This window comes from Pseudomonas sp. HMSC066A08, assembly GCF_001813025.1.
Taxonomy (GTDB): domain Bacteria; phylum Pseudomonadota; class Gammaproteobacteria; order Pseudomonadales; family Pseudomonadaceae; genus Pseudomonas; species Pseudomonas aeruginosa.
In genome coordinates, this window is the sequence record NZ_KV811290.1 from 342564 (window position 1) to 354332 (window position 11769).

Here is an 11769-nt window from a genome sequence, read left to right on the forward strand (position 1 = left end):
GTCGGGAGTCGTAGGGCGGATAACCGCCAGGAGGTTATCCGCCGATTCTCCGGAGCCCTACAGGCTGTCTCCCACCCTCTGCAACTCCTCGACCAACGCCCGCAGGCAACTCGGCAGTGCCTCCAGGTCGCGTACCAACAGGCTGCGCTCGCGGATCGCCCAGGGCTCGTCGAGTTCGATGGTCGCCAGCTTCATCGTCCGGCTGTGGCGACGCGCGGCGGACTGCGGGATTACGCCGATGCCGACGCCGCCCTCGATCATCCGGCAGATCGCCTCGAAGCTGGAGACCTGGATGCGCAGCGATAGCTGCTCGCCCATCTGCTCCACCCGTTCGTACAGGAAGGCGTGCAGGGTGGTGCCCTCGGGCAGGCCGATATGCTGGAACTGCAGGGTATCGCGCAGGCGTACCTTTGCCTGTCCGGCCAGCGGATGGCCCTGGGGCACCGCCATCACCAGGCGGTCGGTGCTGAAATGCAGGACCTGCAGGCCACTGGCCGCCACCGGCCCGGCGATGATGCCGAGGTCGGTGGAGCCGTCCAGCACGCCGCGGACGATGTCGCGGCTGAGGCGTTCCTGCAGGTCGACGGTGACCCCGGGACGAGCGGCGAGGAAGCCGGCGAGGATTTCCGGGAGGAATTCGGTGACCGCGGTGGTATTGGCGAAGATGCGGATATGCCCGGCGGCGTCGCTGCCGTACTCGGCGAACTCGCTCTTCAGGTAGTCCACCTGGCGCATGATCAGGCGCGCGTGCTGCAGCAGGCGCTGGCCCGCCGGGGTCAGTTCGACGCCGCGGCTGTCGCGGTACAGCAGGCGGCTGCCGAGCTGGCCTTCGAGCGCCTTGACCCGCGCACTGGCGGCGGCCGGGGAAAGGAAGGCGCGGCGCGCGCCCTGGGTCAGGCTGGGCGACTCGGCGATATGGATGAACAGGCGCAGGTCGGCGAGATCGAAATGCATGGGTACTCCATGGCGTTCGGCAAATCCGAACGCGCCATTGCGTAATTGCAAATTCTCAAAACGCTAGCATCCTATCATTCTCCTCCCATCACCCCTAGGTCATGGGAAGCCACGCATGAGTGAGTCCGCTTTCGCCCCCTGGATCGGTCGCCAGGAAGAAACCCACGATCAATTGAGCCGCAACCTGGTCAAGCGCATCGCCGCCACCTTCGGCGAGCCGACCCCCGCCCACGGCGAAGCGCTGCCGCCGCTCTGGCACTGGGCGTTCTTCCAGGACCCGGTGGAGGCCGCCGGCCTCGGCGCCGACGGCCACCCGGCGCGCGGCGGTTTCCTGCCGCCGGCGGACGATCGCAACCGCATGTGGGCCGGCGGGCGCCTGGAGTTCCACCAGCCGCTGCGGGTCGGCGGCGAGGCCAGCCGCACCTCGACCATCCTCCGGGTCGAGGAGAAGCACGGTCGCAGCGGCGCGCTGCTGTTCGTCACCCTGCGCCACGACTACCGCCAGGACGGCCAACTGGCGCTGAGCGAAGAGCATGACATCGTCTACCGCGAACCGACCCCGCCCAAGCTCGGCGGTACCGAGGCCTTGCCCGAGGGCGACTGGCGCGAGGCGCTGGAGCCCGATCCGGTGTTGCTGTTCCGCTACTCGGCGGTGACTTTCAACGGCCACCGCATTCACTACGACTGGCCCTATGTCACCGACGCCGAAGGCTATCCGGGCCTGGTGGTGCATGGTCCGCTGATCGCCACCCTGGCCCTGCGCGCGTTCTGCCGGGCCAATCCGCAGGCGCGCCTGCGTCGCTTCGCCTATCGCGGCCTGCGCCCGCTGATCTGTCCCGAGCCGTTCGAGGTTGGCGGCCGCCTGCTCGCTGCCGGCAAGGCCGAGGTATGGGTCGGCAATGGCGCCGGCCTGGCCCAGCGCGGCGACGTGGAATTCGACTGAAAGGGCGCCAGCGCCCGTCCAACGACAAGAATCGAGGAGTGTCCGATGAATCCGAACAGCGAAGAGCTGAACGCGATCCGCGAGGGCGTACGTGCCCTCTGCGCCGAATTCGACGCCGCCTACTGGCGCCGCATCGATGAGCAGCGCGGTTTTCCCGAGGCCTTCGTCAAGGCCCTGACCGACGCCGGCTGGCTCTCGGCGATGATCCCGGAGGAATACGGCGGTTCCGGCCTGGGCCTGGCCGAGGCCTCGGTGATCCTGGAGGAAGTCAACCGCTGCGGCGGCAACTCCGGCACCGTGCACGGGCAGATGTACAACATGTTCACTTTGCTGCGTAACGGCAGCGAGGCGCAGAAGCGCTTCTACCTGCCGAAGCTGGCCAGCGGCGAGCTGCGCCTGCAGTCGATGGGGGTGACCGAGCCGACCACCGGCACCGATACCACCAAGATCAAGACCACCGCCGTGCGCAAGGGCGACCGCTATGTGATCAACGGGCAGAAGGTGTGGATCTCGCGGATCCAGCACTCCGACCTGATGATCCTGCTGGCGCGCACCACGCCGCTGGCCGAGGTGAAGCGCAAGTCCGAAGGCATGTCGATCTTCCTCGTCGACCTGCGCGAGGCCATCGGCAAGGGCCTCACCGTGCAGCCGATCGCCAACATGGTCAACCACGAGACCAACGAGCTGTTCTTCGACAACCTGGAGATTCCCGCCGATAGCCTGATCGGCGAGGAAGGCAAGGGCTTTCGCTACATCCTCGATGGCCTCAATGCCGAGCGCACGTTGATCGCCGCCGAATGCATCGGCGATGGCCGCTGGTTCATCGACAAGGCCCGCCACTATGCCCGCGACCGTGTGGTCTTCGGCCGGCCGATCGGGCAGAACCAGGGCGTGCAGTTCCCCATCGCCGAGGCGCACATCGAAGTGGAGGCCGCCGACCTGATGCGCTGGCGCGCCTGCCAGGAGTACGACGCCGGGCTCAACGCCGGGGCCAGCGCGAACATGGCCAAGTACCTGGCGGCGAAAGCGTCCTGGGAGGCGGCCAACGCCTGCCTGCAGACCCACGGCGGCTTCGGCTTCGCCTGCGAGTACGACGTCGAGCGCAAGTTCCGCGAGACCCGCCTGTACCAGGTGGCGCCGATCTCCACCAACCTGATCCTGTCCTACGTGGCCGAGCACCTGCTCGAACTGCCGCGCTCGTTCTGAAAGGGGGCCGCCCATGCAGATCGACCGTCTCGACCACCTGGTGCTCACCGTCCGCGACATCGACGCCAGCATCGATTTCTACACCCGCGTACTGGGTATGCGCGCCGTTACCTTCGGCGCGGGTCGCAAGGCCCTCGCCTTCGGTGCGCAGAAGATCAACCTGCACCAGGCCGGAGGCGAATTCGAACCCAAGGCCGAGCGACCTACGCCAGGGTCCGCCGACCTCTGTTTCATCGTCGCAACGCCACTCGCAGCGGTGGCCGAGCAACTGCGCCAGCGGGCCGTGGAAATCCTCGAGGGCCCGGTGCAGCGCACCGGCGCCTGCGGGCCGATCCTCTCGCTGTACCTGCGCGACCCCGACCTGAACCTGATCGAACTGAGCAACCCGCTGTAGGCCGCGTGCCTCGGGACAACTACAAGAGAGCGTTGGTCATGACCGACTACACCCAGCAACTCGCCGGCTTTCTCGCCGGCCTGCGCTACCAGGACCTGCCGCCGGCGGTGCTGGCGCGGATGGAAGAATTGTTCCTCGACTGGCTCGGCTCGGCACTGGCCGGCAAGGGCCAGCATCCGATCCCATTGTTCGAGCGCTACGCCGAACGCATGGGCCCGGCCGACGGTAGCGCGCAGATCCTGCCCAGCCGGCGACGCAGTTCGCCGTATTTCGCCGCCCTGGTGAATGGCGCGGCTTCCCACGTGGTGGAGCAGGACGACCTGCACAACAGCTCGGTGCTGCACCCCGCGGCGGTGGTGTTCCCTGCCGCCCTGGCCGCGGCCCAGGACCTCGGCCGCAGCGGCGCCGAGCTGATCCTCGCGGCGGTGGCCGGCTACGAGGCCGGCATCCGCATCGGCGAATTCCTCGGTCGTTCCCACTACCGGGTGTTCCATACCACTGCCACGGTCGGCACCCTCGCCGCGGCAGTGGCGGTGGGCAAGCTGATGGACTTCGACCGCGAGCGCTTCGTCGACCTGCTCGGCAGTGCCGGAACCCAGGCCGCCGGGCTCTGGGAGTTCCTCCGCGACGCCGCCGATTCCAAGCAGTTGCATACCGCCAAGGCCGCCGCCGACGGGCTGCTCGCCGCCTATCTCACCGCCGACGGCCTGAGCGGCGCGCGGCACATCCTCGAAGGCGAGCAGGGGATGGCCGCCGGGATGTCCAGCGACGCCGACCCCGAGCGCCTGGTGGAACGCCTAGGCAGCCGCTGGGCGCTGCTGGAAACCTCGTTCAAGTTCCACGCCTCGTGCCGCCATACCCACCCCGCGGCCGATGCGCTGCTGGCGTTGATGCAGCGCGAAGGGCTCGATCACTCGCAGGTTGCCGCGGTCACCGCGCGGGTCCACCAGGGCGCCATCGACGTGCTCGGCCGGGTGGTCGAGCCGCAGACCGTGCACCAGGCGAAGTTCTCCATGGGCACCGTGCTGGGCCTGATCGCGGTGTACGGCAAGGCCGGCCTCGGCGAGTTCCATCGGCATGCGCTGAGCGACCCGCGGGTCGCCGCGTTCCGCGAACGGGTCGAGATGCGCCTGGACCCGGAGGTCGATGCCGCCTATCCGCAGCGCTGGCTCGGGCGGGTCGAAGTACTGGATCGCGAAGGGCGTCGCCATACCGCCGCCATCGACGAACCCAAGGGTGATCCCGGCAATACCCTCAGCCGCGACGAGCTGGCCGACAAGTTCCGCCGCCTGCTGGCGTTCTCCGGCGCGGCCACCGGCGCCGAGGCGGAAATCCTCATCCAGCGGGCCTGGGGCCTGCGCCAGGCGCCTTCCGTAACGCCCCTGATCTGATCAACCGAACCAGCCGCACCTCGTCTTCGACGGACGAGGGCAGGGAGTCCGACCCATGACGCAATCCCATCGACCGCGCCCGCTCGACGGCATCACCGTGGTCAGCCTGGAACACGCCATCGCCGCGCCGTTCTGCACCCGCCAACTGGCCGATCTCGGCGCGCGGGTGATCAAGATCGAGCGCCCCGGCGTCGGCGATTTCGCCCGCGGTTACGACGAGCGGGTCAACGGCCTGTCGTCTCACTTCGTCTGGACCAATCGTTCCAAGCAGAGCCTCAGCCTCGACCTCAAGCAGGCCGAGGCGCTGCCGTTGCTGGAGAAGTTGCTGGCCGGCGCCGACGTGCTGGTGCAGAACCTCGCGCCGGGCGCCGCCGCGCGCCTGGGCCTGTCCTACGAGGCATTGCGCGAGCGCTTCCCGCGCCTGATCGTCTGCGATATCTCCGGCTACGGCGAAGGCGGTCCCTACGAGAAGAAGAAGGCCTACGACCTACTGATCCAGAGCGAGGGTGGCTTCCTTTCGGTGACCGGCGGCGCCGGGCCGAACGAGATGGCCAAGGCCGGCTGTTCGATCGCCGATATCGCCGCCGGCATGTATGCCTACAGCAGCATCCTCTCGGCCCTGCTGCTGCGCGAGCGCACCGGCGAGGGCAGCCGCATCGACGTGTCGATGCTGGAGAGCCTGGTGGAGTGGATGGGCTACCCGATGTACTACGCCTACCAGGACGCACCGCCGCCGCCGCGCGCCGGCGCTTCGCACTCGACCATCTACCCCTATGGGCCATTCCCCGCCGGCGACGGCGGCACGGTGATGCTCGGCCTGCAGAACGAGCGCGAGTGGCGGGCCTTCTGCGACAAGGTCCTGCGCCGCCCGGAACTGGCCGATGACGAACGCTTCTCGGCGAACTTCAAGCGCTCGGCCAACCGCGAGGAGCTGCGTGCGCTGATCGTCGAAGCCTTCGCCGCCTTGCCGGCCGCCGAGGTGGTGGCGCGCCTGGAACAGGCGCAGATCGCCAACGCCCACGTCAACGACATGGCCGGGGTCTGGGCGCACCCGCAGTTGCAGGCGCGGCAACGCTGGACCTCCATCGACAGCCCGGCCGGGCGCCTGCCGGCGTTGTTGCCGCCGGCCAGCAGCAGCGCCTTCGTTCCGCGCATGGATGCGGTGCCGGCGCTGGGCGGCGACAGCGACGCGCTGCTTGCCGAACTGGGCTGTACCGCCGCCGATATCCAGCGCCTGCGCGCGACCGGAACGGTATGAGGAGGCGGACATGAACCGACAGATCGTGCGCAGCGCGCTGTTCGTCCCGGCGACCCGCCCGGAGCGGATCCCCAAGGCCCTTGCCAGCGGCGCCGACCGGGTCATCGTCGACCTCGAGGATGCGGTGGAGGAGGGACTGAAGGTCGAGGCGCGGGCCAATCTACGGCGTTTCCTCGTCGATACGCCGGAAGCCCGGGTGCTGGTGCGGATCAACGCGGCGGAGCATCCCGGGCATGCCGACGACCTGGCGCTGTGCCGCGACCACGCCGGAGTGATCGGCCTGCTCCTGCCGAAAGTGGAAAGCGCCGCCCAGGTGCGCCACGCCGCCGTGGCCAGCGGCAAGCCGGTCTGGCCCATCGTCGAGAGTGCCCGCGGCCTTGCCGCGCTGGGCGAGATCGCCGCCGCCGCAGGGGTCGAGCGGCTGTCCTTCGGCAGCCTCGATCTGGCCCTGGACCTGGATCTCAACAGCGGCAGCAACGCCGCCGAACAGATTCTCGGTCACGCCCGTTACGCGCTGCTCCTGCAATCGCGCCTGGCAGGACTGGCGCCGCCTCTGGACGGCGTCTATCCGGCGATCCAGAACCGTGCCGGACTGGTCGAGGCAGTGCGCTTCGCTCGCGACATGGGCTTCGGCGGGTTGCTGTGCATCCATCCGAGCCAGGTCGAGCCGATCCACCAGACATTGATGCCGAGTCCCGCGGAACTGGAGTGGGCGCGTCGGGTGGCAGAGGCCGGCGCCTCCGGTGCCGGCGTCTTCGTGGTCGACGGCGAGATGGTCGACGCGCCAGTGCTGGGACGCGCTCGACGCCTGCTGGAGCGGGCCGGGGAGGGTGGCTGAACGCGTTCGACAGACGCGAACGCGGGCTTGAGCAATGGCGAATTCTCCGAACGCGCCGGCTGCGTCAGGCTCGTCGATACCTCGAAAGCACAACAACAATCTGAGGTCACGAAATGTTCAAGACGATGGTACGGGCGCTGTTGTGCGCCCTGGCGATCGGTGGCTCCTGCCTGGCGAATGCCGCGCAGCCGATCGTCATCAAGTTCTCCCACGTGGTCGCGGAAAACACGCCCAAGGGCCAGGGCGCGCTGCTGTTCAAGAAACTCGTCGAACAGCGCCTGGGCGGCCGGGTCGAGGTGGACGTCTATCCCAACTCGTCGCTGTTCGGCGACGGCAAGGAAATGGAGGCGCTGCTGCTGGGCGACGTGCAGATGCTGGCGCCGTCCCTGGCCAAGTTCGAGCAGTACACGCGCAAGGTGCAGATCTTCGACCTGCCGTTCCTCTTCGACGACATCCAGGCGGTCGACCGCTTCCAGCGCAGCCCGCAGGGGCGCGCCCTGCTGACCAGCATGCAGGGCAAGGGCATCCTCGGCCTGGCCTACTGGCACAACGGGATGAAGCAGCTCTCCGCCAATCGCCCGTTGCTGGAGCCGGAAGACGCGCGCGGGCTGAAATTCCGCGTGCAGGCGTCCGACGTGCTCAACGAGCAGTTCCGCCAGCTCCGCGCGATCTCCCGGAAGATGTCCTTCGCCGAGGTCTACCAGGGCTTGCAGACCGGCGTGGTGAATGGCACCGAGAACACCTGGTCGAACTACGAGAGCCAGAAGGTCAACGAGGTACAGAAGTATTTCACCGAGTCCAACCACGGCCTGGTGGACTACATGGTGATCACCAACGCGAAGTTCTGGAACGGCCTCCCGGCGGACATCCGCGAAGAGCTGCAGCGGATCATGGACGAGGTCACCGTGCAGGTGAACCTCGAGGCCGAGCGCCTCAACCGCGACGCTCGCCAGCGCATCCTCGCCAGTGGCGCCAGCGAGATCCATACCCTGAGCCCGCAGCAGCGCGCCGACTGGCGCCAGGCGATGCAGCCGGTATGGCAGAAATTCCGCGGCAATGTCGGCGCTGACCTGCTCCGGGCCGCCGAAGCCTCCAACCGTCCCGATTGACCCGTCCGGCCCCGCCCGGCCGGGCGGGGCATTGTGGAGAACGCTGCGATGAATCGACTCGTGCGCGTCTGGAACCGCTTCGAGGAGGGCGCTATCGCCTTCCTGCTGGCGGCGATGACGCTGGTGACCTTCCTCTATGTGGTGATGACCAACGTCTTCACCCTGTTCTACGACCTCGGCGACCGCCTGCCGACACTGCGGGCTCCGCTGTACTCGGTGGGCGACGCGATCCTCGGGGTAGCCCAGGACATGTCCTGGAGCAACGCGCTGACCAAGGCGCTGTTCGGCTGGCTGATCTTCCTCGGCATCGCCTACGGCGTGCGCACCGCCGGCCACCTCGGGGTGGATGCCCTGGTGCGCCTGGCGCCGCGTCCCTTGCAGCGCCTGATCGGGATACTCGCCTGCCTCTGCTGCCTGGGCTACGCCGGGCTGTTCATGGTCGCCAGCTACGACTGGGTGAAGACCCTGTTGGTCGCCGGCATCGGCGCCGAGGACCTCGACCACTTCGGCATCCTCCAGGCCTACATCGCGGTGGTGGTGCCGGTCGGCTTCGGCCTGGTGCTGCTGCGCTACCTGGAAATCCTGGTCAACCTGTTGCGCGGTCGCCAGCTCGGGCTGGGCCTCGCCGACGAGGCCGCCGAGGCCTCCAAACTGGCCGGCGAAGAGGCCGGGGAGAACCGCCCATGACCGTGCTGATCCTGTTCCTGCTGCTGTTCCTGTTCATGTTCATCGGCGTGCCGATCGCCATCTCCCTGGGGTTGTCCGGCGCCCTGACGATCCTGCTGTTCAGCCCTGATTCGGTGCGCTCGCTGGCGATCAAGCTGTTCGAGACCTCCGAGGCCTACACCCTGCTGGCGATCCCGTTCTTCCTGCTCTCCGGCGCGTTCATGACCACCGGTGGCGTGGCGCGGCGCCTGATCGACTTCGCCAATGCCTGCGTCGGGCATATCCGCGGCGGCCTGGCGATCGCTGCGGTGCTCGCCTGCATGCTGTTCGCCGCGCTGTCCGGTTCGTCGCCGGCGACGGTGGCGGCGGTCGGCTCGATCGCCGTGGCCGGCATGGTCCGCTCCGGCTATCCGCGTGCCTTTGGCGCGGGGATCATCTGCAACGCCGGGACCCTGGGCATCCTCATCCCGCCATCGATCGTGATGGTGGTCTACGCCGCCGCCACCGAGACCTCGGTGGGCAAGCTGTTCGTCGCCGGGGTGGTTCCGGGGCTGCTGCTCGGGGTGATCCTGATGGTGGTGATCTACATCGTCGCCCGGGTCAAGAAGCTGCCGGCGCAGCCACGCGCCAGCTTCCGCCAGTGGCTGGCCGCCGCACGCCGTGCAGGCTGGGGTCTGTTGCTGCTGGTGATCATTCTCGGCGGCATCTATTCCGGGCTGTTCACCCCCACCGAGGCGGCGGCGGTGGCGGCGGTGTACTCGGCCTTCGTCGCGCTGTTCGTGTACAAGGACATGCGCCTGCGCGACTGTCCCAAGGTGCTGCTGGAGTCGGGGCGGCTGAGCATCATGCTGATGTTCATCATCGCCAACGCCATGCTCTTCGCCCACGTGTTGACCACCGAGCAGATCCCCCAGCAGATCACCGAATGGGTGGTGCAGGAAGGCCTGACCCCGATCGGCTTCCTGCTGATGGTCAACGTGGTGCTGCTGGTCGCCGGCAGCTTCATGGAGCCCTCGGCGATCGTGCTGATCCTGGCGCCGATCTTCTTCCCCATCGCCATGAAGCTGGGCATCGACCCGATCCACCTGGGCATCGTCATGGTGGTGAACATGGAGATCGGCCTGGTGCACCCGCCGGTGGGCCTCAATCTGTTCGTCACCTCGGCGGTCACCGGCATGCCGCTGGGGGCCACTATCCGCGCGGCGCTGCCGTGGCTGATGATCCTGCTGCTGTTCCTGATCCTGGTGACCTACGTGCCGTTGATCTCGCTGTGGCTGCCGGGCCTGCTGGGTATGAGCTGAGGTCGCGGCGGCGGGGCGCGGGACGCGCTCCGCCGTCCGACGCAAGGCTACGATCGGCGCGGCTTATAGCTACGATCGGCGCTGTCGCGCAGTGGTAAGACCATGGTCGTATGGTTCGTGGGGTGTGCGCTCGCTACAACTGGGCACAACAAAAACAACACTCACGTACCGAGGTTAAAGCCATGTCTGCGGCATCCCTGTACCCCGTGCACCCGGAAGCGGTGGCACGGACCTTCACCGACGAAGCCACCTACAAGACGATGTACCAGCAGTCCGTCGTCAACCCCGACGGCTTCTGGCGCGAGCAGGCCCAGCGGATCGACTGGATCAAGCCGTTCGAGAAGGTCAAGCAGACCTCCTTCGACGACCATCACGTGGACATCAAGTGGTTCGCCGACGGCACCCTCAACGTGTCGTACAACTGCCTCGACCGTCACCTCGCCGAACGCGGCGACCAGGTGGCGATCATCTGGGAAGGCGACGATCCCGCCGACCACCAGGAAATCACCTACCGCCAGCTCCACGAGCAGGTCTGCAAGTTCGCCAACGCCCTGCGCGGACAGGACGTGCACCGCGGCGACGTAGTGACCATCTACATGCCGATGATCCCCGAGGCCGTGGTCGCCATGCTCGCCTGCACCCGCATCGGCGCGATCCACTCGGTGGTCTTCGGCGGTTTCTCCCCTGAAGCCCTGGCCGGGCGCATCATCGATTGCAAGTCGAAGGTGGTGATCACCGCCGACGAAGGCGTGCGCGGCGGCAAGCGTACTCCGCTGAAGGCCAACGTCGACGATGCCCTGACCAACCCGGAAACCTCCAGCGTGCAGAAGATCATCGTCTGCAAGCGTACCGGCGCCGAGATCAAGTGGAACCAGCACCGCGACGTCTGGTACGACGACCTGATGAAGGTCGCCGGCAGCACTTGCGCACCGAAGGAAATGGGCGCCGAGGACCCGCTGTTCATCCTCTACACCTCCGGCTCTACCGGCAAGCCGAAGGGCGTGCTGCATACCACCGGCGGCTACCTGGTGTACGCCTCGCTGACCCACGAGCGGGTCTTCGACTACCGTCCGGGCGAAGTCTACTGGTGCACCGCCGACATCGGCTGGGTCACCGGCCACACCTACATCGTCTATGGCCCGCTGGCCAACGGCGCCACCACCATTCTGTTCGAGGGCGTGCCGAACTACCCCGACGTGACCCGCGTGGCGAAGATCATCGACAAGCACAAGGTCAACATCCTCTACACCGCGCCGACCGCCATCCGCGCGATGATGGCCGAAGGCAAGGCGGCGGTGGCCGGTGCCGACGGTTCCAGCCTGCGTCTGCTCGGTTCGGTGGGCGAGCCGATCAACCCGGAAGCCTGGCAGTGGTACTACGAGACCGTCGGCCAGTCGCGTTGCCCGATCGTCGACACCTGGTGGCAGACCGAGACCGGCGCCTGCCTGATGACCCCGCTGCCGGGCGCCCACGCGATGAAGCCGGGCTCCGCGGCCAAGCCGTTCTTCGGCGTGGTACCGGCGCTGGTGGACAACCTCGGCAACCTGATCGAAGGCGCCGCCGAGGGCAACCTGGTGATCCTCGACTCCTGGCCGGGCCAGGCGCGGACCCTGTTCGGCGACCACGACCGCTTCGTCGACACCTATTTCAAGACCTTCAAGGGCATGTACTTCACCGGCGACGGCGCGCGCCGCGACGAGGACGGCTAC

11 protein-coding genes are annotated in these 11769 nt (G+C 67.6%); 10 read left to right on the forward strand and 1 reads right to left on the reverse strand.

What is annotated here, in order from left to right:
• Positions 1-57 precede the first annotated feature (57 nt).
• Positions 58-954 carry a LysR family transcriptional regulator gene (locus HMPREF2886_RS10825; RefSeq protein ID WP_033971223.1) on the reverse strand — a complete coding sequence of 299 codons (897 nt, stop codon included), beginning with the start codon at positions 952-954 and terminating at the stop codon, positions 58-60.
• A gap of 115 nt (positions 955-1069) precedes the next feature.
• On the opposite strand from HMPREF2886_RS10825, the gene HMPREF2886_RS10830 reads away from it, so the two are divergent.
• From HMPREF2886_RS10830 to acs, 10 genes are all read left to right on the forward strand, one after another.
• A complete protein-coding gene (locus HMPREF2886_RS10830; protein WP_033971222.1) occupies positions 1070-1897 on the forward strand; it encodes an HTD2 family dehydratase in 828 nt (275 codons plus the stop codon).
• A 45-nt stretch (positions 1898-1942) separates the two neighbouring features.
• Positions 1943-3103, forward strand: coding sequence for an acyl-CoA dehydrogenase family protein (locus HMPREF2886_RS10835; protein ID WP_033962094.1), 1161 nt, complete (start codon positions 1943-1945; stop codon positions 3101-3103).
• Positions 3104-3116: 13 nt separating this feature from the next.
• Positions 3117-3497, forward strand: coding sequence for a VOC family protein (locus tag HMPREF2886_RS10840; RefSeq protein ID WP_033971221.1), 381 nt, complete (start codon positions 3117-3119; stop codon positions 3495-3497).
• A gap of 38 nt (positions 3498-3535) precedes the next feature.
• Positions 3536-4888 carry an MmgE/PrpD family protein gene (locus HMPREF2886_RS10845; protein WP_070747340.1) on the forward strand — a complete coding sequence of 451 codons (1353 nt, stop codon included), beginning with the start codon at positions 3536-3538 and terminating at the stop codon, positions 4886-4888.
• A gap of 55 nt (positions 4889-4943) precedes the next feature.
• Positions 4944-6146: a CaiB/BaiF CoA transferase family protein gene (locus tag HMPREF2886_RS10850; protein ID WP_003123246.1), complete on the forward strand. Its 1203-nt coding sequence runs from the start codon at positions 4944-4946 to the stop codon at positions 6144-6146.
• A 10-nt stretch (positions 6147-6156) separates the two neighbouring features.
• Positions 6157-6984 carry an HpcH/HpaI aldolase/citrate lyase family protein gene (locus HMPREF2886_RS10855; RefSeq protein ID WP_003123245.1) on the forward strand — a complete coding sequence of 276 codons (828 nt, stop codon included), beginning with the start codon at positions 6157-6159 and terminating at the stop codon, positions 6982-6984.
• A 113-nt stretch (positions 6985-7097) separates the two neighbouring features.
• Positions 7098-8093, forward strand: a complete 996-nt coding sequence (locus HMPREF2886_RS10860) for a TRAP transporter substrate-binding protein (RefSeq protein ID WP_070747342.1) — start codon at positions 7098-7100, stop codon at positions 8091-8093.
• 48 nt (positions 8094-8141) lie between these two features.
• Positions 8142-8780 carry a TRAP transporter small permease gene (locus HMPREF2886_RS10865; RefSeq protein WP_003134273.1) on the forward strand — a complete coding sequence of 213 codons (639 nt, stop codon included), beginning with the start codon at positions 8142-8144 and terminating at the stop codon, positions 8778-8780.
• Positions 8777-10060: a C4-dicarboxylate TRAP transporter large permease protein DctM gene (gene dctM, locus HMPREF2886_RS10870; protein WP_033971210.1), complete on the forward strand. Its 1284-nt coding sequence runs from the start codon at positions 8777-8779 to the stop codon at positions 10058-10060. Before HMPREF2886_RS10865 ends, dctM begins: the two co-directional genes overlap by 4 nt.
• 182 nt (positions 10061-10242) lie before the next feature.
• A partial coding sequence (gene acs / locus HMPREF2886_RS10875; protein WP_070747345.1) for an acetate--CoA ligase occupies positions 10243-11769 on the forward strand: 1527 nt, incomplete at its 3' end.

Coding starts and splice junctions, on each gene's coding strand:
- HMPREF2886_RS10840 (WP_033971221.1), top strand. CDS start 3,117: ATGCAGATCGACCGTCTCGACCACCTGGTGCTCACCGTCCGCGACATC.
- HMPREF2886_RS10830 (WP_033971222.1), top strand. CDS start 1,070: ATGAGTGAGTCCGCTTTCGCCCCCTGGATCGGTCGCCAGGAAGAAACC.
- HMPREF2886_RS10865 (WP_003134273.1), top strand. CDS start 8,142: ATGAATCGACTCGTGCGCGTCTGGAACCGCTTCGAGGAGGGCGCTATC.
- HMPREF2886_RS10845 (WP_070747340.1), top strand. CDS start 3,536: ATGACCGACTACACCCAGCAACTCGCCGGCTTTCTCGCCGGCCTGCGC.
- HMPREF2886_RS10850 (WP_003123246.1), top strand. CDS start 4,944: ATGACGCAATCCCATCGACCGCGCCCGCTCGACGGCATCACCGTGGTC.
- dctM (WP_033971210.1), top strand. CDS start 8,777: ATGACCGTGCTGATCCTGTTCCTGCTGCTGTTCCTGTTCATGTTCATC.
- HMPREF2886_RS10835 (WP_033962094.1), top strand. CDS start 1,943: ATGAATCCGAACAGCGAAGAGCTGAACGCGATCCGCGAGGGCGTACGT.
- HMPREF2886_RS10855 (WP_003123245.1), top strand. CDS start 6,157: ATGAACCGACAGATCGTGCGCAGCGCGCTGTTCGTCCCGGCGACCCGC.
- HMPREF2886_RS10860 (WP_070747342.1), top strand. CDS start 7,098: ATGTTCAAGACGATGGTACGGGCGCTGTTGTGCGCCCTGGCGATCGGT.
- HMPREF2886_RS10825 (WP_033971223.1), bottom strand. CDS start 954: ATGCATTTCGATCTCGCCGACCTGCGCCTGTTCATCCATATCGCCGAG.